This is a genomic window from Saccharicrinis fermentans DSM 9555 = JCM 21142, from assembly GCF_000517085.1.
Classification (GTDB): Bacteria; Bacteroidota; Bacteroidia; order Bacteroidales; family Marinilabiliaceae; genus Saccharicrinis; species Saccharicrinis fermentans.
This window is the reverse complement of record NZ_KI912107.1, coordinates 3,151,844-3,177,232: the sequence shown is the minus strand read 5'-3', so window position 1 is coordinate 3,177,232 and position 25,389 is coordinate 3,151,844. Positions and strand designations below refer to the sequence as shown.

The following is a 25,389-nucleotide window of genomic DNA, read 5'->3' as shown; positions in this document are numbered from 1 at the left end:
TAATAGAAGTCGACATATGGCATTCAGAAGAGATACGAAAGTAAAGAGTAATTTTACAAAAATCTCTATCGGATTAGCTTCACCAGAAGAAATTTTAGAAAGATCAAGCGGTGAGGTTCTTAAACCGGAGACCATCAACTATAGAACTTATAAACCTGAACGTGACGGGTTATTCTGCGAAAGAATATTTGGTCCTGTGAAGGATTATGAGTGTCACTGTGGTAAATATAAAAGAATCAGATATCGCGGTATTGTTTGTGACCGATGTGGAGTCGAGGTTACAGAGAAGAAAGTACGTCGCGAAAGAATGGGACATATCTCTTTGGTTGTTCCCGTGGCCCATATCTGGTACTTTAAATCGCTTCCTAATAAAATTGGTTACTTGTTAGGATTGCCAACTAAAAAATTAGATTCCATCGTTTATTATGAACGCTATGTAGTTATACAAGCGGGTATCAAAGAAGAGGATGGAATTAAGTATATGGATTTCTTAACGGAAGAGGAGTACCTGGATATACTAGAGACACTTCCTAAAGAAAATCAATATTTAGAGGATGACGATCCTAATAAGTTTATTGCCAAAATGGGAGCGGATGCGCTGCACATGATTTTGTCAAGACTGGATTTGGATAGTTTATCCTATGACCTTAGACATAAAGCCAATACCGAAACGTCGCAGCAACGTAAAAACGAAGCGCTGAAACGTCTTCAGGTTGTTGAGTCATTCCGTGAGTCTGTGGGACGAAATCGTCCTGAATGGATGATCGTAAAAGTGGTTCCTGTTATTCCACCTGAACTGCGTCCTCTGGTGCCATTGGATGGAGGTAGGTTTGCTACTTCCGATTTGAATGACCTTTACCGTAGGGTTATCATTAGAAATAACCGTCTAAAAAGATTGATCGAAATTAAAGCACCGGAAGTTATATTACGTAATGAAAAACGTATGCTTCAGGAGTCGGTTGATTCGTTGTTTGATAACTCGCGTAAAGCCAATGCCGTTAAAACGGATGCTAACCGACCTTTGAAATCACTAAGTGATAGCTTAAAAGGTAAGCAAGGTCGTTTCCGTCAAAACCTGTTAGGTAAGAGGGTTGATTATTCGGCTCGTTCGGTTATTGTGGTTGGTCCAGAGTTGAAAATGCACGAGTGTGGTATTCCTAAGGGAATGGCCGCTGAGTTATATAAGCCTTTTGTAATTAGAAAGCTCATCGAGCGTGGTATTGTTAAAACAGTGAAGTCCGCAAAAAAAATCGTGGATAGAAAAGATCCTGTCGTATGGGATATTCTTGAAAACGTACTGAAAGGACACCCTGTTATGTTGAACCGGGCTCCTACTCTTCACCGTTTGGGTATTCAAGCCTTCCAGCCTAAGTTAATTGAGGGTAAGGCAATTCAGTTACACCCCTTGGCTTGTTCGGCTTTTAATGCTGACTTTGATGGTGACCAGATGGCAGTTCACTTACCTCTTGGTAATGCAGCCATCCTGGAAGCACAAATGTTGATGTTGGGTTCGCAGAATATTCTTAACCCCGCCAATGGTGCTCCCGTAACAGTACCTTCTCAGGATATGGTTTTGGGTCTGTATTACATGACTAAAGCACGTGAAGGCGCCAGAGGTGAAGGACTGACTTTCTATGACTTGGAAGAGGTGAAAATTGCCTATAATGAAGGAGTTGTTGATTTACACGCGAATGTGAAAGTTAAAGGTTACGATCTGAATAAAGATGGTGTTCCTGAAATTCAAATAATAGAGTCTACGGTAGGTCGTATCTTGTTTAATGAATTTGCACCAAGAGAAGCAGGTTTTATTAACGATGTATTGACTAAGAAGGCCTTACGTGATATCATTGGTAAAGTACAGAAAATATGTGGTACTCCGCGTACGGCTGCTTTCCTTGATGATATTAAAAACCTGGGTTACCGAATGGCATTCGAAGGTGGACTGTCGTTTAACTTGGGTGATGTAATTATTCCGGAAGCCAAAAATAAAATGGTGGAAGAGGGATATGCCGAAGTAGAGGAAGTGTTGAATAACTATAATATGGGATTCATCACGAACAACGAACGTTACAATCAGATCATTGATATCTGGACGCATGTAAATGCACGTTTGACGAATACTCTGATGACTCAGTTAAGTTCCGATCAACAAGGATTTAACTCTGTTTATATGATGCTTGATTCTGGAGCAAGGGGTTCTAAAGAACAGATTCGTCAGCTGTCTGGTATGAGGGGACTGATGGCTAAACCTCAAAAATCAGGTGCTACCGGTGGACAGATTATTGAAAACCCAATTCTTTCTAACTTTAAAGAGGGTCTATCTGTACTGGAATACTTTATTTCTACTCACGGTGCTCGTAAGGGTCTTGCGGATACGGCACTTAAGACAGCGGATGCCGGGTATTTGACCCGTCGTTTAGTGGATGTGTCTCAGGATGTTATCATTACAGAGGACGATTGTGGTACATTAAGAGGGCTCTCGGCTTCGGATGTTAAAAATAACGAGGATATTGTTGCCACTCTTTATGAACGGATTTTGGGTCGTGTTTCGGTACATGATGTTTATCATCCATCAACGGGTGAGTTGATTGTAAAATCAGGTGAAGAAATTGATGAAGAAAAAGCTAAGATATTAAATGATTCTCCGCTGGAAAGGGTTGGAATTCGTTCAGTATTGACATGTGAATCTAAAGTAGGGGTATGTGCCAAATGTTATGGACGTAACCTTGCCACAGGTAACTTTGTTCATATTGGAGAAGCTGTAGGTGTTATTGCTGCTCAGTCTATTGGAGAGCCAGGAACACAGCTTACGCTTCGTACTTTCCACGTTGGGGGTACAGCAGGTAATATCTCTACAGAAAGTAGTATCACAGCTAAGTATGATGGTATCATAGAAATAGATGAGCTACGTACTGTTCCTACTAAAGATGAAGAAGGAAGAGATGTGGATATCGTCATTGGTCGTTTGGCTGAATTACGTATCATAGATAAGAATACAGGTATTGCATTGGCTAATCAACCGATTACTTATGGTTCTAAATTGTTTGTTAAAAACGGAACTGAAGTTAAGTCTGGAGATTTAATCTCAGAATGGGATCCTTACAATGCGGTAATCGTATCTGAAAAATCTGGTTCCGTAAGCTTTGATAATATGCTTGATGGTATCACTTACAAAGAAGAATCTGATGAACAAACAGGATTTAAGGAAAAGGTTATCATTGAAACCAGGGATAAAACCAAAAACCCTGCTTTGAGGATTGTTGATGATTCTGGTGAGATTCTTAAAACTTTTAACCTACCGGTTGGGGCGCACGTCTCAGTGGAAGAAGGCCAAAAAGTAAAAGTAGGTGAGATTGTTTCTAAAATCCCTAGAGCAGTTGGTAAAGCTGGTGATATTACAGGGGGTCTTCCAAGGGTAACAGAACTCTTTGAGGCTCGTAATCCTTCTAATCCGGCTGTAGTTTCTGAGATTGATGGCGAGGTGACATTTGGTAAGATTAAACGGGGTAACCGCGAAATTATTGTTACTTCTAAGAATGGTCAGGTGAAGAAATACCTGGTTCCTCTTTCTAAACAGATCTTGGTACAAGAAAATGATTATGTGCGTGCCGGTATTCCATTGTCTGATGGAGCTACAACTCCTTCTGATATTCTTCATATCATGGGACCTACGGCTGTACAAGAGTATATTGTGAACGAAGTACAGGATGTTTACCGTCTGCAGGGAGTGAAGATCAATGATAAGCACTTTGAAATCATCGTTCGTCAGATGATGCGTAAAGTAAATATTGTGGATCCGGGTGATACTAAATTCTTGGAAAAACAAATTGTTGACAAGTTGGAGTTCATGCATGAAAATGATGATATCTTCGATAAAAAAGTCGTAGTGGATCCGGGTGATTCTGAAAACTTAAAGGCTGGTCAGATTGTTACAGCTCGTCGTTTAAGAGATGAAAATTCTCAGCTGAAACGAAAAGATCTTAAGCTAGTGGAGTCTAGAGATGCCATTCCTGCTACTTCCAGCCAAATTCTACAGGGTATTACAAGAGCTGCGCTTCAAACCAAGAGCTTTATGTCGGCTGCTTCCTTCCAGGAAACAACCAAAGTATTGAATGAAGCTGCTATCTCTGGTAAAGTAGATTTACTAGAAGGATTGAAAGAAAACGTAATCTGTGGCCACTTGATTCCTGCCGGAACAGGTCAGAGAGCTCTTAAAAATCTGGTAGTGGGTTCTAAGGATGAGTATGATAGATTGGTGGAGAATAAAGTAGTGGAAGAAGAACAAGAATAGTTTATTCTAATTCATATAAATTTAAGGGAAGTATTTTTTATGCTTCCCTTTTTTTATGCAATGGTAAATAAATTATATATTTTAGAATGATTTATAATTTGTAATCGAAGTAAAATGGAAGATAAAAAAAACAAGAATCAGTTGAATATTGAATTAAATGAAGAGGTAGGACAGGGGATTTATTCTAACCTAGCTGTTATAACGCACTCAGCATCGGAATTTGTGATGGATTTTATCCGTGTGATGCCGGGACTGCCTAAAGCTCAGGTGAAATCAAGGGTGGTTGTTACACCTGAACATGCTAAAAGGTTAATGATGGCTTTACAGGATAATATAAAACGTTATGAAGCCATGCATGGGCCTATTAAAAATATTGATGAAGGACAACCTGGAGGTAATATTCCGATGAATTTCGGATCTACGCCCCAAGCGTGATTTTTTAACTCGGATGCATTAGAACTTAGTAATATATCTTCTAATGCATCAATGGGGTTTAAGGGTAGGACTACTTTGTGGATGGTAGGGAATGAATGCTTTTTATGAATTTATAGTGCGCATTTTTATGTTTCGAATATTTATATTTATTGTGATTCTTTTTTGTGATTTTTCTTGTTCAGCGCAAGGAGAGAAAGCTATAATAAAGAAGATTCAACCAGCAGCTGCTTGTTTTGAAGATTATCTTTATCTGTTAAAGGGTAAAAAGGTAGGTTTATTGGTGAATCATTCTTCGTTGGTGGAAAGAACTCATTTATTGGATACCCTGCTTAGCCAAGGCATTCGAGTCACCAGAATATTCGCACCAGAACATGGTTTTAGAGGAAAGCATGATGCAGGTGAGTCAGTAAAAAGTGAAGTGGATCTTCAAACAGGTATTTCTATTGTTTCGTTATATGGTGATCATAAAAAGCCAACAAAAGAGCAACTGGAAGATCTTGACGTGGTTGTTTTTGATATTCAAGATGTGGGAGTTAGGTTTTATACCTATATCAGTTCAATGCATTATATGATGGAAGCCTGTGCCGAAACGTCTACTAAGATGCTGGTGCTTGACCGGCCAAACCCCAATGGTGATTACTTTGATGGTCCTATTCTGAAGCCCGCATTCCGATCTTTCGTAGGGATGCATCCTATTCCTGTGGTTCATGGTTTAACAGTTGGAGAACTGGCTCTAATGATCAATGGTGAAGGCTGGTTAGCCGAAGCTCAAAGATGTCCTTTGGAAGTGATTAAAGTTAAAAACTGGAAGCATAGCTTGCCTTATGTTTTACCACTTAAACCGTCTCCTAATCTTCCAAATAATCGTGCTATTCGTCTTTATCCGTCGCTATGTTTCTTTGAGGCTACAAAGGTGAGTGTTGGACGAGGTACTTATTTCCCGTTTCAAGTGATAGGATATCCCGATAGTGCTGCGGGAGATTTCATTTTTATGCCACAAAGTATTGTGGGTATGGCAAAAAATCCTCCGCAGAGAGGTAAGAAGTGCTTCGGTATTGATCTTAGACAAGGTGATTTGGCACACCGTTTTACCCTTTCTTATTTTATCTCTTTCTATAAGCAGTTCGGACAAGATGATGGGTTTGGATTAAATGACCGTTGGTTTAATTTATTGGCAGGAGATGACCAGTTACTTAAGGATATTCAGGCTGGTTTGTCGGAGGATGCCATTCGAATAAAATGGAAGCCTGCTTTGCAAAAGTATGCAAAATTAAGGGAAAAGTATTTGTTATACCCGATGGCTGAGTAGTTCCTTACTATACCTGTTTCATCCTTAATTTCTATCATAGGGGGTGTGGTGTTTATCCAGATTCTCTGACAAGGTATAAAATACTTGTTTCTCTGTAATGTGAATCTGAATTATACGCATACACAGTAGACTTACTAATATTCTTTCTGCCCTAAATCTTGGTATGTTCGCCTGTTTCTGAAAGCGGCTAAGTGTTATTGAATCATGATTAGAAAGGAATTGTAATAAAAATTTCTCCGGTTTATTAAAGCGGAGTAAATGGCTTTTGTTTTTTTGCTGCGCCTTCCAGTACTCCAACAGTATTTTGTTAGCTAATAAGTTTTGGTCTTCAACCCTCACATATACCATGTATTTGCCATCTTTAGTCGGGGCTTTGTGTGGTTTGTTTGCACTTTTAGGAATTTTTATTTCAAGTACAGTTTTTCCATCGCTTTGCCATTCCAAGGTTTCAAATTCAACAGGTGGTCTGCAATACATCTGTGCCGCTGCTTCAATCATATAAAATTCTTCTTCGGACGAAATACCTGCTATTTTCCCATTGTCCTTTACGCCTACAAGTAAACAGCCTCCATCCGTATTGGCAAAGGCAGCCAATGAACGCGCTATCTTCTTAGAGTCATTGATGGCATATTTAAAGTCCTGTTGTTGGTGTTCCCCCTCGTCTATTTTTCGTTGAAGCTCTTTGTTTATCATTCTTTATTCTTTGTTGCAAAAATAAAGTTTTTAAGTGATATTGTTTTGGGATCACTTATTTAGTGGCTGCAAGAAAACGACTGTTTTTTCTGTCTTTGATAAGAAAGCTTCAAAGACAAGGCTGTAGATATTTTTGAAACCAAGGGAGTTTATTGATTGTAAATGACTGTTTCAAAAATGAGAATAACGCAGTATTTGGAGTTGTCTTGCAAAGACTATTTATGCCTGCGTTGTCTAATGCTATGCCTATCTTCTTGGTTAAGTCTTATTTAGACTTATTATGTATTGCCATTTGCTGATATTCTGCTTTTTTTTTTCAATTCATACATTGTATTTTGTAGTTAATTATTGAAAAAAATCATTAATTAATGATAATAAATAGGGTTGGATTTTACTTAAGCCTCATTCAATGAAAATAAAGGAAATTGTTGCTATTCTGGATGCCGAAATAGTGTGTGGTGATTCCAACATGGATGATGAAATAACTTGTGGATTTGCCAGCGATTTAATGAGTGATGTGCTTACACTGGATACTGATAAGATGGTATTGGTAACAGGTCTGGCTAATATGCAAACAATTAGAACTGTTGAAATGGCAGATATAAATTGTATTGTGTTTGTACGAAATAAGAAAGTGACGCCGGAAATGTTGGCCTTGGCCAAGGAAGAAGGGGTGGTGGTGTTGCAGTGTAGGTATTCTATGTATAATGCGGTAGGTAAGTTGTTTACTGCCGGATTATCACCTGTTTATTAAGCGCCATGGAATTTATTTATGAAGTGGATGGAGGGGATTTTGGCAAGGCAGGGAATGCTTCCAGCGCAGTGAAAAAAATATTGAAGCAACTAAATGTTCATCCAAAAATTGTTAAACGTACGGTGGTTGCTTTATATGAGGCTGAAGTAAATATTGTAGCACATGCCTATAAGGGCATAATACGTGTTAATATTACGCCGGAATATATAGAGATTGTGTTGGATGATAAAGGACCTGGAATTCCAGATATTGAATTAGCTATGAAGGAGGGTTTTTCTACTGCGTCTCCTAAGGTTAGGGAGATGGGGTTCGGTGCAGGGATGGGGTTACCTAATATAAAGAAAAACGTGGACGAGCTAAATGTAAGTAGTGAAGTGGATCATGGAACCATCGTTGAAATGAAAACTTATCTGTAGAATGTTGATAGTCTGAATGAAGATGATACAAATATATCACGCCCTAAAGGTCGACAAAGATATTTGTTATGGTTGTACACATTGCATGAATGTGTGTCCTACTGATGCCGTTCGTATAAGTGATGGAAAAGCTTTGATATTGAAGAAGCGGTGTATCGATTGTGGTGAGTGTTTAAAGGCTTGTCCTGTGGATGCTATTTATGTGGAGCAGGATGACTTGGATAATATTTTTGAATATCAATGTCGTATTGCCTTGGTTCCTGCAGTATTTACTGGCCAGTTTCCTACTTACGTTAGTGAAGAAGAGATATTTAGTATGATGAAAGAGCTTGGTTTTACCCATGTTTTTCAGGCTGAATTTATGGTAGACGTGATTAATGAACTTATGGATGAGCAAATGAAGATTAACAATGAGAAACCATTGATCTCCACTTTTTGTCCTTCAGTGATGAGATTGATACAGGTTCGTTTTCCAGCTTTAATTGATCATATTGCTTCTGTTAAACCACCGGTAGATGCCTCGGCAGCTTTCTATCGGAAAATGCTCCAGAACCAAGGTGTACCAGATTGTCAAATTGGAATTTTTTATGTGACACCTTGTGCGGCTAAAATTGCAGCTATAAAAGGTTGGAGCGAAGATCAAGGGGCCGTGATCAATGGAGTGATTAATATGCGTTATCTTTATAATAAACTCTATGCTAAGATTAAAAATAACAAGGATAGAGACCGTGAGTTACCCATATTGCCGCATCTTTCGAGCAAAGCCATTCAATGGAGTTTGACACGCGGCGAGGCTGATAATATGAAAGGAAGATGTTTGGCTGTGGATGAAATTCATAATGTAATAGAATTTTTGGAACGCTTGGAAAATGATGAAATACCAACAGTGGATTATCTGGAATTGAGAGCCTGTGATCAAGGCTGTGCTGGTGGGGTGTTGTTGCATGGAAATCGTTTTATGACGGTTGATAGAATGAAAAGAAGAGCTTATCAGCTTGAGAGTGTAGCAGGAGATGTGGACTGGAAAGAGTATGCGGAAATTATTGAGGACCGAAATCTGTTTGTCAGTAAGATAGATCCGCTTCCGACGATTTCCTTAGATCAGGATTTTCAGGAAGCACTGAAGAAGATGGAGCGTATTCGTAATTTAATGTGTTATTTGCCAGGTATTGATTGTGGGGCTTGTGGATCGCCGGGGTGTCAAGCATTGGCTGAAGATATTGTGCAAAAAAAAGCGAACCTCTCTAACTGTGTGTTTTTACAACGGATGATGGAGAAAAATAAAAAATTGAGTAGTGAACATGCAATACGAATTATAGAAAGAACATGGGGAAGGGATAGGTTGGATAAGGATTGTAAGAAAATAGGAGCAAAAAATGAGGGTATGTGATTTGGTTGGACAACTCAACTTAAAGGTCTTTTGTGGGGAACAAGGACTTCAAAAAAAAGTGACAGGTGCGTATGTGTCAGATTTGATGAGCGATGTGATGGGTAATGTGAAGGAAGATGAATTGTGGATAACCCTGCAAACACATAAGAATATTATGGCCATTGCTTCGCTTAAAGAAGTGGCGGCTGTGGTTTTAGTGAAGGGTTATAGGCCTGAACAGGCCACCATCGATCAAAGCAATAAGGAGGGGATTCCAATTTTGGGTACGCATTTGCAAACTTTTGAAATAGCTGGCTTACTGTATGACTTGATGAAAAATAGAGAATAGGTGTAGATACCTGAAGGGGATGGATTGAAATAATTGTTTTTTCTCATACTAAGTAGGCTTTTTTAAAATGGTGATAAAATGAATAGCTATCGGGTCGATTTACATATTCATACTGTGCTTTCGCCATGTGCAGAGCTGGAGATGAGTCCTGAGGCCATCATTAGAAAAGCCTTGGAAGAAAAATTAGATGTTATCGGTATTGCTGATCATAATAGTACCCGACAATGTGCAGTGGTTAAAGACTTAGGACAGGAGCTTGGACTAACGGTTTTGTGTGGTGTCGAGGTGAATACAAAGGAAGAGGTGCACTGTCTTGTGTTCTTTGAAAATATTGAAAAGCTGGACCTGTTTCAAGAATATCTGGATTTGCATCTGCCAATGGTTAAAAATAAACCAGTGTTGTTTGGGGATCAGGTATGGGTGGATCGGGATAATCATATTGTTGGCGAAGAAGAGAGACTGTTGATTGTAGGACTGGATGTCTCCATAGATCAGGTAGCTGCTCAAGTGAGAAAGATGGACGGATTGTTTATTCCAGCTCATATTGATAAGTTAAGATTTAGCGTCATCAGTCAGCTGGGCTTTTTGCCGCCGGATATACCGGTTGATGGTGTGGAAGTGAGTGCGCATGTTGAGATAGGTAAATTGGAGTATGTGCATGGCTGGGTGAAAAATTACACGAAAATAGCGAGTTCGGATGCCCATATGTTAAGTCAGATTGGAAGTCGTTTTACCACCATGGTGTTAAAGAGACCTTCGTTTAAGGAAATAAGAATGGCTTTAAAAGGAGAAGCGGGTAGAAAGGTGATGGATATTGAAAATTTATGATTTTTCATATCTATAAATGAGCATGGACTATGAAACTATCGATTGAAAAAGGAGGACAATATGCGTGACATATCGATGCACATATTAGATATTATCGGAAATTCGGTGAGAGCTGGAGCTTCTTTGGTGAAAATAGCTATTGTAGAGGATCGTGTTCGGGATTTATTGATATTGAAGGTGGAGGATGACGGCTGTGGAATGGATGCGCAAATGGCTAAAATGGCTCTAGATCCTTTTTTTACTTCCAGAAAAACACGTAAAGTGGGCTTGGGTATTCCTTTGTTAAAACAAAATACCCAATTGACGGGAGGTGACTTAGTGATTGAATCAGAGCCGGGCAAGGGAACACAGCTTAAAGCTTCTTTTGTTTATTCGCACATTGATAGACCACCATTGGGTGATCTGGGAGGAACTATTGGTATGGTGGTATCTGGAAATCCTAAGGTGGATTTTATATATACCCATCAATGTGATCAGGAAGTATTCAAATTTGATAGCCGAGACGTAAAAAAAATACTCGATGGAGTGCCCGTGTCAGATGTGGGAATATCCAATTTTATGCAAGAAATGATTCGTGAGAACCTGATTGTAATGGGGGTGAAGTGATGAAAGGAACAGGAGAGTCCTTTTTTGTGGACATGGTTGGAGCAAATTGTTGGATAGGCATGATGATGATTTGTTGGGCATATGAATATTTTATGAGATTTGAGTGTGAGAAGAAGATTTACAAACTATAATGGAGAAAATTATGGCACAAGTAAAAACCTTAGATGATCTAAAAAGGATGCGTGAGAATCTTCAAGAGAAGATTAGCTTGCGCGAAAATAGTAGCCGTCCGGAAAAGGTGGTTCAGATAAAGGTCTCCATGGCAACCTGTGGCATTGCTTCGGGAGCGAAGGAAACTATGTCTTATCTGATTGAAGAGTTGGATAAGCAGGGTGTTGATGCCGTAGTTACTCAGACAGGATGTATGGGGTATTGTCATTCTGAACCAACTATAGAAGTGCATATCCCAGGTGCTGATCCTGTGGTGTATGGCCATGTGGACGTGAAAAAAGCGAAAGAAATTATTGCCAGGTATATTGTGGGAGGTGAATTGGTGGATGGAATAATTCCAGCAGCTTACATCATGCCTAACTCAAAAGATAACTTAAAGTAAAAGGAAACCATGGCCAAGTTTATAAATCATATTTTGGTTTGTGGAGGTACGGGATGTCGTACTTCACAAAGTGAAGCTATTGTCGAAAATCTTAAGCAAGCTATTGTTGACAATAGTATGGAGAAAGAAATTCAAGTGGTGCGTACTGGTTGCTTCGGTTTTTGTGAGAAAGGACCTATCGTTAAAATAATTCCTGATAATACATTTTATGTGCAGGTAAAACCTGCGGATGCAGGGGAAATCATTTCAGAGCACTTAGTGAAGGGGCGTAAGGTGGAACGTTTATTATATATGGATCCGGAAACAAAAGAGCATGTCTCTGATTCAAAGCATATGGGTTTCTATAAAAAACAGATTCGTATTGCTTTGCGTAACTGTGGTTTTATTAACCCGGAGAATATTGATGAATATATTGCTCGTGATGGCTATGCTGCATTGGGTAAGGTGTTGACGGATATGACACCAGAGGAAGCTATTGAAATAGTAAAAGACTCAGGGTTGAGAGGTCGTGGAGGGGGAGGTTTTCCCACAGGCTTAAAATGGGAGATTACCAGCAAGGTACACGGCGATGAGAAATATGTGGTGTGTAATGCCGATGAAGGCGATCCCGGTGCATTTATGGATCGTTCTATCCTGGAAGGTGATCCTCACTCTGTGTTGGAAGCCATGGCCATATGTGCATACTGTATAGGAGGAGATAAGGGACTTATCTATATTCGTGCCGAATATCCCCTAGCTATCGAACGGTTGAAAATAGCTATAGGACAGGCCCGTGACCTCGGAGTATTGGGAGAAAATATCTTTGGTACTGGTTTTAATTTTGACGTGGAGCTACGGTATGGAGCAGGTGCATTTGTGTGTGGAGAGGAAACATCTTTGATTCATTCCATGGAAGGTTTGCGCGGTGAACCAACGGTTAAACCACCGTTTCCTTCGGTTAGTGGTTATAAAGGGAAGCCAACAAATGTAAATAATGTGGAAACCTTTGCGAATATACCGGCTATTATTAATAATGGAGCCCAGTGGTTCTCATCTATAGGCACCGAAAAGAGTAAAGGAACCAAGGTTTTTGCACTGGCTGGAAAAATTAATAATGTTGGTTTAATAGAAGTGCCTATGGGTATTACTTTGCGGGAAGTTATTTTTGATATAGGAGGAGGCATCAAGGATGGTAAAAAGTTTAAATCGGTTCAGACCGGAGGACCATCTGGAGGTTGCTTGACGGAGAAACATTTGGATGTGCCCATTGATTACGATAATTTGATCGTCTCGGGTTCTATGATGGGGTCAGGAGGTATGATTGTTATGGACGAAGATGATTGTATGGTGTCAGTGGCGAAATTCTATCTTGACTTTACGGTGGAGGAATCTTGTGGTAAATGTGCTCCGTGCAGAATAGGTAACAAGCGTTTGTATGAAATATTGGATAAAATTACTAAGGGAAAGGGAACGGAAGAGGATTTGGATATCTTGCGAAACCTCAGTAATGTCATCAAAGATACCTCCCTTTGTGGTTTGGGACAGACTTCTCCTAACCCAGTGCTTTCTACCCTAGATAATTTTGGTCATGAATATTTGGCGCATATTAAGGATGGTAAATGTCCTGCGGGTCAGTGCAAATCGTTGATGTCGTATGTAATTGATCCACAATATTGTGTGGGGTGTACTTTGTGCGCTCGTGTTTGTCCGGTGGATGCTATTGTGGGAGATAAAAAGCAGCCTCATGTTATTGATACAACGGTTTGTATAAAGTGTGGGGCTTGTATGGCAAAATGTAAGTTTAACGCGATCAGTATCCAGTAATTTTTATTCATATAAAACTGGCATGGCTAGGGTAAATAATAGGACACACAGGTGAATGATTCATTCGGATGTGTTCCATTTGACCATTGAAAGATAAATTTATACAGATGAAAAAGGATATCGTAAAATTAAATATAGATAATAAACAAGTAGAGGTCCAAAGAGGAACTACTTTGGTGGAGGCCGCAAAATCGGTAGGGGTTGATGTACCTACTTTGTGTCATATGAAACTGGACGATTTAAATGTGGAGAATAAACCAGGAGGTTGCCGGATTTGTGTGGTTGAGGTGGAGGGGCGAAGAAATCTAGCGCCGGCTTGTAAAACGGAATGTACCGAAGGTATGAAAGTAAATACTCACTCATTAAGAGTGATCAATGCCCGTCGTACAATAATGGAATTGATATTGTCAGATCACCCGGCTGAGTGCTTGACTTGTGTTAAAAATGGCAAGTGTGATTTGCAAACAATGGCACAGAAGTTAGGTATACGTGAGATACCTTTTGAAGGAGAACAGTCGCACTATAAGGAAGATAAATCTCCGGCGATAATTCGTGATGTGGACAAGTGTATTATGTGTCGTAGGTGCGAAATGATGTGTAACGAGGTGCAAACGGTGGGTTGTTTATCGGCCATTAATCGGGGGTTTCAATCTGTGGTAGCGCCTGCCTTTGAAATGGATCTGGAGAAATCTACTTGTACATATTGTGGACAGTGTGTGGCTGTATGTCCCACAGGAGCTTTGTCGGAGGTGGATAATACCCGTAAGGTGATTGCAGCGCTGGTTGATCCGCTAAAAACCGTAATTGTACAAACGGCACCTGCTGTTCGTGCTGCTCTGGGAGAAGAGTTTGGTATGGAGCCGGGTACTTTAGTGACGGGTAAGATGGTTTCTGCCCTAAAAAAAATAGGCTTTGATAAGGTATTTGATACTGATTTTGCAGCTGACCTTACCATTATGGAAGAAGGAACGGAGTTGTTAAGCCGCTTGAAAAGACATCTGGCGGGTGATAAGGACGTGAAATTGCCTATTCTCACTTCTTGTTGTCCGGGTTGGGTGAATTTTTTCGAAAGTAATTTTCCTGACTTGTTGGATGTACCTTCTACTGCTAAATCGCCACAGCAAATGTTTGGAGCTATCGCTAAGAGTTATTTGGCAGAGCAGATGGGGATACGGCGCGATGAGATGGTGGTGGTTTCTGTAATGCCATGTTTGGCTAAGAAGTATGAGTCAGGACGCCCAGAATTTGCTGTCAATGGAAATCCGGATGTGGATTTGTCTATTTCAACCCGCGAACTGGCACAGATGATAAAAGGTGCCAACCTTAACTTTGAAGAGTTGGATGATGAGGTATTTGATAATCCTATGGGTGAGTCTACTGGTGCTGGTGTTATCTTTGCCAATACAGGTGGTGTTATTGAAGCTGCTGTGCGTACCGCCTATGAGATACATACCCAAAAAAAATTAGCAAAAGTGGACTTTGATGTATTGCGTGGCTTTGATGGCATCCGCTCTGCCGAAGTGGATTTTGACGGACTGGTTGTTAAAATAGGGATTGCACATGGCCTAGGTAATGCCCGTAAATTGTTGGAGGATGTACAGGCGGGTAGGTCAAGCTTTCATGCCATAGAAATAATGGCTTGTCCCGGAGGGTGTATTGGAGGAGGAGGACAACCTTATCATCATGGTGATACCAGTGTTCTTAAGAAAAGAGCGGCGGCTATTTATCGTGAAGATGCAGGCAAAGCCATTCGTAAGTCACACGAAAATCCATTTATTGTGAAGCTCTATCAAGAGTATTTGGGAGAGCCTGGTGGATCCCTGTCTCACCGATTGCTCCATACGCATTATTTTGATAAGAAAAAGAAAGTGGAAATTAATAACGACTAATGTTAGATGTTATGGCAGAAATAAAATTAGCAGAGAGTAAAGTGCAGGAATTAAAAGATGTGTGTAAAAAATTTGGATATGATAAAAGTGAATTGATTAATGTATTGCATGCCGCTCAGGGTATTTTTGGTTACTTGCCTGCTGAGGTCCAGGAGCTAGTGGCCAATGAGCTAAAAGTGAATGTGGCGCATGTTTATGGTGTGGTTACTTTTTATTCGTTTTTTACCATTACCCCCAAAGGTGAACATCCTGTTTCTGTGTGTATGGGTACTGCCTGTTATGTGCGTGGGGCCGAAAAAGTATTGGATGAATTTAAACGTCTTTTGGATATTAAAGTGGGTGAAACCACTCCTGATGGTAGATTCTCTATCAGTAATTTACGCTGCGTAGGGGCTTGTGGCTTAGCTCCTGTGGTGACGGTGGGTGATAAAGTATATGGTCGCGTGGCGCCTGAAGATGTAAAAGATATTCTGGCTGAGTATAGTTAGAAGAGCCTGATACAATGGAGTATTTAAAAATTAGAAAGCCGCTGTCAAATAATATTGACAACGGCTTTCAATCTTTAACCAAACCTAACCCTAAACTATGAGAAAATTTAAGTTCTTTAATATTTTGATGAGCAATGCTCTGTTTTCCTTTTGATTACACTGCAAATATAAATGGCATTTTTAGAATAGCAAAGATAAAATGTAAAAAAAATGTTAAAAGTTGCTAAGCGTTTTTATTTGTTTAAAATTTATAGCTAAAGTTGACTGCAAAGTTTTCTTTGAACTGAATTTTTTTGTCGGCCTCATTCGTAAAGTACCTTAGCTGGGTGTTTATCCTTGTGGATAGAAATCTATTGATTCTCATGTCAAAAGTCAATTCCCAGTCAACCTGTGTTAATGCATCTTTACCTGCATATCCGATAAAGCCTTCTAGCTGTGACTTTAGGTTTAGCTCCGTTGAGATATTCCAATTGAGGTTGTTCACAATAGATGCACCCGTGTTATATGCCGCATGTTTGTCCTCGTCGACGTTATACCTTGTTGGATCTACCTTTTCATTGTCTTTTACATAGGTTATTTTTGATGTGATGGGAGATAGTAAAAGAGTGAAATTTTTATTAGGCTTATAATCCATACCAATTGCAAATGTAAAATAGGCAGGCGACATAAAACCTGAAATAATGGTTTCTCTGTCTTTGTTATTGTAACCATTAAAAAACTGTGTTTTAAAATCGAAAACACCACTATAGTACCATTTTTGTGAAGCTTTGATACCATATTTGCTGTTGGCGGTGATCTGATCGGTATTGACCTGAGCTTCGTAGCTTTCGGAGCTAAGAATGCCTACCTTGTGACGACCGTAATTTTCCCATTCAATTTTATCTTTTTTGTAGTTGGCTTTTAGTAACAAATCACTCTGTAATGCAATTGTATTTTCACCCCCTTTGGCCCAGTTTACTAAATGAGCCTGAGAAAATTGAATATTTTCAATACCGCTCATTGTCCATGGCCCATTTTTCTTGATGCGTTTATCAAGCTTATTGGGAGAATCTACCTTCCCGGAAAGCAGCCTTTCAATTCCTTCGCGTGCCGATCGTCTTGCTAAGTGTTTTCTATCGGTGATTAGGCGATGAGGTTCGGGTATTGTTTTCCATACGTGTTTTACTAATTTGGGATGGTTAATGAAAAATTCCTCATTCTTTTTTTTGCTGTTGAATAGAGGTCCTAACATTTGGTCGAAATCGCTGCCTTTGTTCAGTATATCAAAATATCCTTTGGAAGTATAAAGGAGTTGCTCTTTTATGAGTGTCGGTTTGTATTTGATTTCCATATCCGGATTTGGATAAAATTTAAGACTCATGACATAATCCTTGTATTGCCAATAATCAGGGTTAAGGGTTCTGATTTGATTTTTAGCAAAACGGGTGGAATCAACGATGAAAAATCGATGATCCAGATGTAATGAACTCCAATATTCGCTGCGCTTTTTAATGGTGTCGCTTAGGTTACCCGTTTTTTTAATGTTTTTGATGGCAATGTCAAACGCTTGATCAAGGGTTTGTGCTTTGTTGTCTTGAATACCGTAGGCTAAGAGTATGATGATAAAGGATATGCTTAGGCTGGATTGGATATGATGGAAAAACTTCATTGTAAAAAAACAGTGTTATTTATTAGTAGATCGTTTATTAGCAAAGATATTTACGAATAATTGATTACGAAAAATCATGCCAATGAGTGCAAAAATAAACTGTTTTTTTACTTATATGAAAAACTTAGGTGTATTAATTATTACTTTTTATCATCGGTAGATGATTTTTTCTCGTCAGGAACGAAAATTAACGATATTGAGTTAACACAATGACGGGTGTTTTTGGAGGTAAAACCTTCGTTTAAAAAGACATGTCCCAAGTGTCCCTGACAATGATTACAAATAATCTCTGTTCTTCTGCCATCTGCATCGGGAACCTTTTTTACCGCTCCCTTTATTTCATCATCGAAACTAGGCCAACCACAGTTTGAATCAAACTTAGAATTGGAATAATACAAAGGAGACTCGCACTGCTTGCATACATAGGTTCCCTTTTCTTTGTTGTTGGTATACTTACCTGTATAGGGCATTTCTGTACCTTTATTTAAAATTACTTCTTTTTCTTCTGAAGAGAGTGCGTTATATTCTTTTTTTTGTGCTTCCATATGAAGTATTAGTGAACAAGTTAATATGATGAATAACAATTTTTTCATATGTTTATAGTTTATCTTTCAGTGGTCATTTGGAACTCGCCGAAATAAATCATTCCATTGTGTGCGAAATAATTCTCATGACTCGTTTTATGTGATTATAATTTCATTTTTAGTGCTTGCATCAAATGTACCTCTCAGTAAGCTTACTTTTTTATTGTTAATTTGTATAGCTCAATTGGATTGCCTGTTTTGGGAGGATTGTGGTTTGGATGAACCTACACTTGTGTATGTAACACTGATTGCTTAGATTTTGTTTAAATAATGAGGATTTGGTTGCCAGTCTCAATGGTTTTTCTAAATTTGTTAGCCATTCAAAAAAGAAATTTTCTCACCTAAAAAATCAGTATAAAAATGGGATTAAAGATTATTGTCCTTGCCAAGCAAGTCCCCGACACTCGAAATGTTGGGAAAGATGCAATGAAGGCAGATGGAACGGTAAACCGTGCTGCATTGCCAGCTATTTTCAATCCAGAGGATTTAAATGCCTTAGAACAGGCTTTGCGGTTAAAGGATCGTTATAAGGGATCAGAGCTTACTATTTTAACGATGGGGCCGGGACGCGCAGCTGATGTCATTCGCGAAGGATTATACAGAGGCGCTGATAAAGGATACTTGTTGACCGACAGGGCTTTTGCCGGTTCAGATACATTGGCCACTTCCTACGCCATCTCATGTGCTATCAAAAAGATAAAGTCGTATGATATTATTATAGCCGGACGACAGGCCATTGATGGCGATACCGCTCAGGTAGGTCCGCAGGTAGCAGAAAAATTAAATTTGCCACAAATTACTTATGCCGAGAAGATCAACGCAGCTGATAATGGTAAAATATCTGTGTTGAGAAGGCTCGAAAGAGGCGTGGAGACGGTAGAAGCTCCTTTGCCATGCCTTATCACAGTGAATGCTTCGGCGCCCGATTGTAGGCCGAGGAATGCCAAGAGGGTTATGAAGTATAAGCATGCCAAAACGATTACCGAAACACAAGATCAAAGCGTTGATTATATCGACTTGTCAGCAGATCGTCCATACCTGAAAATAGAGGAGTGGAGTGTCAATGATATAGAAACCGATATGCAATGGTTAGGTTTGACCGGTTCTCCCACAAAAGTGAAAAAGATTGAAAACGTGGTGTTTCAGGCCAAGGAATCAAAACTTATTTCCAATAGCGAGAATGAACTGGAAGAATTAATTGTGGAGTTAATCGAAAACCACACCATCGGATAGTATACAGAATCCGATGTTAATTTATTTTTAAAATAGATTGTGATAGAAATGGACTATAGGTCTGTTGTCTAGGATCTAAAAATCTAAAATAATGGGTAACGTATTTGTAATTTGCGAAATAGAAGAAGGCAAGATAGCTGATGTTAGCCTCGAGCTGCTAACCAAAGGGCGATCTCTGGCCAATGACTTAAGCTGTAAGCTGGAGGCAGTGGTACTGGGTAATAATTTAAAAGGTATTGAAAAACAGGTTTATCCATATGGTGTTGATGTGTTGCATGTGGGAGATGATAAACGATTAGAGGTTTATACCACGCTGCCATTTACAGCTATCATAGTAGAGCTCTTTAAAAAGGAGAAACCAGAAATATGCTTGTTGGGAGCCTCTACTTTAGGACGCGATTTAGGACCTCGTGTTTCATCAGCTCTTAAAAGCGGACTGACGGCAGACTGTACTGCGCTTGAAATAGGAGATCATGCCGATAAGAAAGCGGGCAAGGAGTATAAAAACTTGTTGTATCAGATCAGACCAGCCTTTGGTGGTAATATTGTAGCTACCATTATTAATCCGGATTGTCGCCCACAGATGGCTACGGTTCGTGAAGGAGTCATGAAGATGGAGGTGTATAACCAAGCCCATAAGGGTAAGGTGAATAATATTGACGTGGATAGTATCCTGAAACCTGCTGATTTGGTGGTGAAGGTGATGGAACGTCATATGGAAAAATCAAAAGTGAATATCAAAAACTCTTCCATCGTGGTGGCCGGAGGCTACGGAATGGGTTCTAAAGAGGGCTTTGATCAGTTATATCAGTTGGCGGAAGTGTTGGGTGCAGAAGTAGGTGCATCCAGAGCTGCTGTGGATGCAGGATTTGCTGACCATGAACGACAAATCGGGCAAACAGGGGTTACCGTGCGCCCTAAATTGTATATCGCTTGTGGTATCTCAGGACAAATACAGCATACAGCAGGTATGGAAGAGTCGTCAATGGTCATTGCGATCAATAATGATTCGGCCGCTCCTATTAATAAAATAGCGGACTATGTGATTAATGGCGATGTGAACGACATCGTTCCTAAACTGATTAAGTTATACAAAAAGAACACCAAATAGATGATTAGAAAAGTGATGATAGATAAAGATTATTGTGCAGTGGAGGTGAAACGAACCATAAGAACACCGTTCTTATACAGTTAGGTGGTTAAGACTGGCGAGTTCCATGTGACTATTGATGATTAATCTATAAACACATGAAAGAGTGTCTATTATCAGGTATCTAGTGATCTGTTATATAAAAGAAAGACAATGGCTAATTTTTTTACAGATAACCCCGATTTAAAATTCCATCTTACTCATCCTATGATGGAAAAGATTGTGGCATTGAAGGAGCGTAACTTTGCCGATAAGGATAAATTTGATTATGCCCCAATGGATTTTGAAGATGCCATGGATAGCTACGAAAAGGTTTTGGAGATTGTAGGTGAGATTTGTGGTGATATCGTGGCTCCTAATGCAGAGAGTGTGGATCAGGAAGGTCCAAAGATTGTAAATAACGAAGTGAAATATGCCAAAGGAACGCAAGAAAACCTGGATGCTTTGGTTGAAGCAGGTCTGATGGGCATTACGTTACCTCGTAAGTATGAGGGGCTTAATTTTCCGATTGTACCTTATATTATGGCGGCTGATATTGTTTCGCGCGCAGATGCCGGATTTGTGAATATTTGGGGTTTGCAGGATTGTGCTGAAACCATTAATGAGTTTGCTGATGAAGCGCAAAAACAGAAGTATCTGCCACGTATCTCCAATGGAGAAACAGCTGCTATGGATTTAACAGAGCCGGATGCAGGTTCTGATCTGCAGGCCGTTCAGTTGAAAGCAACCTATAACGAAGAGGATGGTAAATGGTATTTGAACGGGGTAAAACGTTTTATTACCAATGGTGACGGACATGTTTCCTTAGTGCTGGCGCGTTCGGAAGAAGGAACGCATGATGGGCGCGGTTTATCCATGTTTATCTATGATAGAAACGAAAAAGCAGTGATTGTTCGACGTCTAGAAAATAAGATGGGTATCAAAGGGTCACCCACCTGTGAATTGGTGTTTAAAAATGCACCGGCTGAGTTGGTGGGATCTCGTAAGATGGGATTGATAAAGTATGTGATGGCCTTGATGAATGGTGCTCGTCTGGGTATTGGCGCTCAGTCTATTGGAGTCTCCGAATCTGCTTATCGTGAAGGAGTGGCATATGCCAAAGAACGTAAGCAGTTTGGTAAGTCTATTATTGAATTTCCGGCTGTGTACGAAATGCTTTCTACCATGAAGGCCAAGCTGGATGCTTCGCGTACTTTGTTGTACGAGACATCGCGTATGGTGGATATTTATAAAACCTATATGCATATTAGTGAGGAGCGTAAGCTTGAGCCTGAGGAACGTAAGGAAATGAAGCGCTATCAAAAAATGGCAGATTTCTTTACGCCTCTTTTAAAAGGTATGAGCAGTGAGTATAGTAATCAACTGGCTTATGACTCACTTCAAATTCATGGTGGATCCGGCTTTATGAAGGACTATCCCATTGAGAGAATCTATCGCGATGCCCGCATAACTTCTATTTATGAAGGTACAACACAGTTACAGGTTGTGGCAGCTATTCGTGGCGTTACTACTGGTGGTTATCTGGATAGAATCCGCGAATATGAAGCCATGGAACTGCGTCCCGAATTGCACGGTTTACGGCGTACATTGATCGGTATGACAGAAGAATATGTGCATGCAGTAAAAACGGTTGTTGACGTGAAGGATAACGAGTATATTGATTTTCATGCTCGCCGTTTGGTTGAAATGGCTGGACATATTATTATGGGTTATCTCTTGTTGTTGGATACGCAGCGAGATGAGAAATTTAAAGTATCTACCGAGATTTATATTCGGATGGGTAAGTCTGAAAATCATGCCAGAGCAGAGTTTATTCATAGTTTTGAATTAGATGATCTGGGTGCTTATAAACAAGCTTAATAAGTCAATTTTTATTCCATATGGAGGCCGGATCGTTTGATTCGGCCTTTTTTTTGCCAGAGTAATAGATATAGTTAGAGCCGAATCTTATAGATAATATTAATGCTTTCTTTTTTTCTATTATAATGTAACCTGCTGAATAAGTTGTCGTAATAGTCTATGTAAATGAGTGTCTGTGCCAAACTTTTAAAAAGGGCATAAATATTGTAAAAAAAATCCTACTTAATTAACGAACTTTTTATAATAATACTTTATCAAGCCGTTGAAAACATTTACTTTTGCAACACAAATATCAATAGTTTATGACAAAGCAAATTGAACCTACTTCATATGTATTGGAGTCTGTAAAAACAGGTAAGCAATTTAGTGATAAGGGCTGGACTTTAGATCCGGCGCGTGAGATGGTACCTACATTGATTAGGGCAATATATGAAAAAAAGCAGATTGATGTTAAAGATGCTTCTTATGGTGTTTTTCGGTTTGCAGACTGGCTTCCTGTTTATAGGATGATGGAAGGCTCTTCGGCACCGGTTACCTTTAAAAGTGAAGGATTGGCAAAATACCTCGGTCTGAATAATCTATATATTACATTTAGCGGCTATTGGCCGGAGAAGGGAGCTAACTTCAGGACTTGTTCTTTTAAAGAAACGGAAGCATATGCGGTTGGTGGTCGCTTGAGTTCGAAAAATAGAGATGTTTTGGTTGTGGCTTCCGCAGGAAACACGGCCCGTGCTTTTGCTCGTGTTTGTTCCGACAATGATATTCCGTTGTTGTTATGTGTGCCGGAGGATAATATCAATGCTTTATGGTTTGATGAACCGATAAAAAGCCATGTTAAGTTGGTTGTTACCCGATCGGGGAGTGATTATTTCGATGCTATTCACTTATCTAATCTGGCTTGTGAGTTGGATGGTTACATTGCAGAGGGAGGAGCCAAAAATGTGGCGCGTAGAGATGGCATGGGAACCACTACTTTATCTGCAGTTACTACCATCGGACGTATACCTGATTATTACTTTCAGGCAGTGGGAAGTGGTACTGGTGCTATTGCAGCCTGGGAAGCTAATTTGCGATTGATAGAAGATGGTCGTTTTGGGAGTAATTTGATGAAACTAATGGTGTCTCAGAATACACCGTTTGTGCCTATTTACGATGCTTGGAAAGCTGACTCGAGGGATATGTTACCCTTGAATGATGATGTGGCTCGTAAGCAGGTGGAGGAGATTGATGCAAAGGTGCTTTCCAATAGAAAACCTCCTTATCCTATTTGTGGTGGATTGTATGATGCTATGAAAGAAGCTGGTGGGGATGTGTTATGTGCTACCAACCAAGAAGCATTAGAGGCTGCTCGTATATTCCTGGAGACCGAAGGGAATGATATTCATCCTGCGGCATCGGTGGCTACTGCAACATTGATAAATGCGGTTAAAGAAGGAATTGTAAAGAAGGACGATTGTGTTATGTTGAATATTACCGGCGGTGGTGAAGAGCGTATTAAGAGAGAAAAGGATATTTTGTATTTGGAGCCGGATTATGTGTTTGATATCAACCCTTCGATAAATGAAGTGGAAGAGGTATTGGCTACCATATTTGAATCGGAATATTACGCCATGTATATTTAAAGGGTGTCTTGATTTCAGTGACGAAATTGTGAGATGGTCAAAATTGAGTGCGTAAATGGAGGAGCAAACTGGAGGTGTTTTTTTTATGCAGAAAAAAGATGAACTGAGTGCTTGTCTCTATTGAGTTATAGAAAGAAAAATTAAAGTCATAAAAAAAAGCCCGGTTATTAGATAATAACCGGGCTTTCCTATATTATTATTTATTTATCCTTGGTGTCTGATGATCGTTTGATCTCTGTCTGGTCCAACGGAAATGATTTTGATGGGGACTTCAAGCTCTTTTTCCAGATAGCTAATGTAGTTATTTAGCTCCTTGGGAAATTCATTTTCTGTTTTCATACCTGTTAAATCTTCTTTCCATCCAGGTAATTCTGTATAGACTACTTCCATGTCTTCAGGTAATTCAAAGGGGAATTCCACCGTTTCAACACCTTTTATTTTGTAGGCTGTAGCCACCTTAATGGTTTCGAATGCGCTGAGTACATCCCCTTTGGTCATGATTAGTTGGGTTACTCCGTTGATCATGACTGAGTATTTTAAGGCCACAAGATCAAGCCAGCCGCATCTGCGTGGACGACCCGTGGTTGCACCAAATTCATGTCCTGCTTTGCGTAAGGCCTCACCTGTTTCGTCTTCTAATTCAGTAGGGAAAGGGCCGCTGCCTACTCGTGTGCAATAAGCTTTAAATATACCATACACTTCGCCTATTTTGTTAGGCGCAACTCCCATGCCTGTGCAAGCACCAGCACAAATGGTGTTGGAAGAAGTAACGAAGGGATAGGAGCCAAAATCTATATCCAGTAGCGTCCCTTGTGCGCCTTCGGCCAATACCGATTTGTTTTCTTTTATATAATTATTGATGCTGTGTTCGCTGTCGATAATGGTGAATTTTTTCAAACACTCAATACCTTCTTTTAAACCAGCTTCAAACTCGTCAATGTTGTACGCAAAGTTGTACATTGAGAGTAGTTGTTGGTGTTTCTTTTTTAGTTCGTTATATTTTTGTTCGAAGTTGTCCAGTATGTCACCAACACGTAAACCATTTCTACCCGTTTTGTCCATATAGGTTGGCCCGATGCCTTTAAGGGTAGAACCAATTTTTGTTTTCCCTTTTGAAGCTTCAGAGGCGGCATCTAAGATGCGGTGTGTGGGTAAAATTAAATGTGCTTTTTTTGAAATACACAAGTTTTTTGTTAAGTCCATTCCTTTGGCTTCCAACTCATCAACCTCTTGTTTAAAGCTGATGGGATCCAATACTACTCCGTTGCCGATAATGTTCATCTTGTCGGTGTGAAAAATACCGGAAGGGATATTGTGTAATACGTGTTTTATGTTGTTGAACTCAAGGGTGTGTCCTGCATTTGGACCTCCTTGAAAACGGGTTATTACATCATATTTAGGGGTAAGTACGTCCACAACTTTTCCTTTACCCTCGTCTCCCCATTGAAGACCAAGAAGAACATCTACTTTCATTTATTTAAAATTAGTTTCAGAATACAAGAAATTAAG

General features: G+C 39.7%; 21 protein-coding genes. 17 read left to right on the top strand and 4 right to left on the bottom strand.

All coding sequences use genetic code 11. From position 1 onward, the window contains the following. Positions 1-16: 16 nt before the first annotated feature. From rpoC to CYTFE_RS26380, 3 genes are all read left to right on the top strand, one after another. Positions 17-4,291, top strand: a complete 4,275-nt coding sequence (gene rpoC, locus CYTFE_RS0112805) for a DNA-directed RNA polymerase subunit beta' (RefSeq protein ID WP_027472117.1) — start codon at positions 17-19, stop codon at positions 4,289-4,291. A 114-nt stretch (positions 4,292-4,405) separates the two neighbouring features. Beyond that, positions 4,406-4,726 (top strand): DUF3467 domain-containing protein, encoded by a 321-nt coding sequence (locus tag CYTFE_RS0112800; protein WP_027472116.1) that lies wholly within the window; start codon positions 4,406-4,408, stop codon positions 4,724-4,726. A gap of 127 nt (positions 4,727-4,853) precedes the next feature. After that, on the top strand, positions 4,854-6,035 hold the full coding sequence (locus CYTFE_RS26380) for an exo-beta-N-acetylmuramidase NamZ family protein (protein ID WP_052343448.1): 1,182 nt from the start codon (positions 4,854-4,856) through the stop codon (positions 6,033-6,035). A 24-nt stretch (positions 6,036-6,059) separates the two neighbouring features. Here the strand turns inward: CYTFE_RS26380 and CYTFE_RS26375 are convergent, their stop codons facing one another. Further along, on the bottom strand, positions 6,060-6,728 hold the full coding sequence (locus CYTFE_RS26375) for an AlbA family DNA-binding domain-containing protein (protein ID WP_044212731.1): 669 nt from the start codon (positions 6,726-6,728) through the stop codon (positions 6,060-6,062). Positions 6,729-7,137: 409 nt separating this feature from the next. Here CYTFE_RS26375 and CYTFE_RS0112785 point away from each other — a divergent pair, with 409 nt between their 5' ends. From CYTFE_RS0112785 to CYTFE_RS0112735, 10 genes are all read left to right on the top strand, one after another. Beyond that, positions 7,138-7,482 carry a DRTGG domain-containing protein gene (locus tag CYTFE_RS0112785; RefSeq protein WP_027472115.1) on the top strand — a complete coding sequence of 115 codons (345 nt, stop codon included), beginning with the start codon at positions 7,138-7,140 and terminating at the stop codon, positions 7,480-7,482. 5 nt (positions 7,483-7,487) lie between these two features. Further along, entirely contained in the window at positions 7,488-7,898 is a 411-nt protein-coding gene (locus CYTFE_RS0112780) for an ATP-binding protein (RefSeq protein WP_027472114.1), read from the top strand. Positions 7,899-7,920: 22 nt separating this feature from the next. Beyond that, on the top strand, positions 7,921-9,288 hold the full coding sequence (locus CYTFE_RS0112775) for a [Fe-Fe] hydrogenase large subunit C-terminal domain-containing protein (RefSeq protein WP_200871302.1): 1,368 nt from the start codon (positions 7,921-7,923) through the stop codon (positions 9,286-9,288). Further along, complete coding sequence (locus CYTFE_RS0112770; RefSeq protein ID WP_027472112.1) at positions 9,275-9,616, top strand: DRTGG domain-containing protein; 342 nt, start codon at positions 9,275-9,277, stop codon at positions 9,614-9,616. Before CYTFE_RS0112775 ends, CYTFE_RS0112770 begins: the two co-directional genes overlap by 14 nt. A 78-nt stretch (positions 9,617-9,694) precedes the next feature. Beyond that, the gene (locus CYTFE_RS0112765; protein WP_027472111.1) at positions 9,695-10,444 is read left to right on the top strand and encodes a PHP domain-containing protein; all 750 of its coding nucleotides are present in this window, start codon (positions 9,695-9,697) and stop codon (positions 10,442-10,444) included. A gap of 60 nt (positions 10,445-10,504) precedes the next feature. Then, positions 10,505-11,050: an ATP-binding protein gene (locus tag CYTFE_RS0112760; RefSeq protein ID WP_027472110.1), complete on the top strand. Its 546-nt coding sequence runs from the start codon at positions 10,505-10,507 to the stop codon at positions 11,048-11,050. A 142-nt stretch (positions 11,051-11,192) separates the two neighbouring features. After that, positions 11,193-11,603, top strand: coding sequence for a (2Fe-2S) ferredoxin domain-containing protein (locus tag CYTFE_RS0112750; RefSeq protein ID WP_027472109.1), 411 nt, complete (start codon positions 11,193-11,195; stop codon positions 11,601-11,603). 9 nt (positions 11,604-11,612) lie between these two features. Further along, positions 11,613-13,406: an NADH-quinone oxidoreductase subunit NuoF gene (locus CYTFE_RS0112745; RefSeq protein ID WP_027472108.1), complete on the top strand. Its 1,794-nt coding sequence runs from the start codon at positions 11,613-11,615 to the stop codon at positions 13,404-13,406. 107 nt (positions 13,407-13,513) lie between these two features. After that, positions 13,514-15,295, top strand: coding sequence for an NADH-dependent [FeFe] hydrogenase, group A6 (locus CYTFE_RS0112740; RefSeq protein ID WP_044212735.1), 1,782 nt, complete (start codon positions 13,514-13,516; stop codon positions 15,293-15,295). Positions 15,296-15,306: 11 nt separating this feature from the next. Next, positions 15,307-15,783 (top strand): NADH-quinone oxidoreductase subunit NuoE family protein, encoded by a 477-nt coding sequence (locus CYTFE_RS0112735; protein ID WP_027472106.1) that lies wholly within the window; start codon positions 15,307-15,309, stop codon positions 15,781-15,783. Positions 15,784-16,024: 241 nt separating this feature from the next. Here the strand turns inward: CYTFE_RS0112735 and CYTFE_RS26370 are convergent, their stop codons facing one another. Then, complete coding sequence (locus tag CYTFE_RS26370; RefSeq protein WP_052343182.1) at positions 16,025-17,431, bottom strand: DUF3078 domain-containing protein; 1,407 nt, start codon at positions 17,429-17,431, stop codon at positions 16,025-16,027. Between the two features lie 140 nt (positions 17,432-17,571). Further along, positions 17,572-18,024, bottom strand: coding sequence for a methionine-R-sulfoxide reductase (locus CYTFE_RS26365; RefSeq protein ID WP_044212738.1), 453 nt, complete (start codon positions 18,022-18,024; stop codon positions 17,572-17,574). A gap of 351 nt (positions 18,025-18,375) precedes the next feature. Here CYTFE_RS26365 and CYTFE_RS0112720 point away from each other — a divergent pair, with 351 nt between their 5' ends. The 4 genes from CYTFE_RS0112720 to CYTFE_RS0112705 all read left to right on the top strand — a co-directional run bounded on the left by CYTFE_RS0112720 (position 18,376) and on the right by CYTFE_RS0112705 (position 23,880). Beyond that, the gene (locus CYTFE_RS0112720) at positions 18,376-19,248 is read left to right on the top strand and encodes an electron transfer flavoprotein subunit beta/FixA family protein (protein ID WP_027472105.1); all 873 of its coding nucleotides are present in this window, start codon (positions 18,376-18,378) and stop codon (positions 19,246-19,248) included. Between the two features lie 91 nt (positions 19,249-19,339). Then, positions 19,340-20,359 carry an electron transfer flavoprotein subunit alpha/FixB family protein gene (locus CYTFE_RS0112715; protein WP_027472104.1) on the top strand — a complete coding sequence of 340 codons (1,020 nt, stop codon included), beginning with the start codon at positions 19,340-19,342 and terminating at the stop codon, positions 20,357-20,359. Positions 20,360-20,551: 192 nt separating this feature from the next. Continuing rightward, positions 20,552-22,258, top strand: a complete 1,707-nt coding sequence (locus CYTFE_RS0112710) for an acyl-CoA dehydrogenase family protein (RefSeq protein ID WP_027472103.1) — start codon at positions 20,552-20,554, stop codon at positions 22,256-22,258. Between the two features lie 302 nt (positions 22,259-22,560). After that, a complete protein-coding gene (locus CYTFE_RS0112705; protein ID WP_044212742.1) occupies positions 22,561-23,880 on the top strand; it encodes a cysteate synthase in 1,320 nt (439 codons plus the stop codon). Between the two features lie 204 nt (positions 23,881-24,084). Here the strand turns inward: CYTFE_RS0112705 and CYTFE_RS0112700 are convergent, their stop codons facing one another. Beyond that, positions 24,085-25,353, bottom strand: a complete 1,269-nt coding sequence (locus CYTFE_RS0112700) for an adenylosuccinate synthase (protein WP_027472101.1) — start codon at positions 25,351-25,353, stop codon at positions 24,085-24,087. Positions 25,354-25,389: the final 36 nt, after the last annotated feature.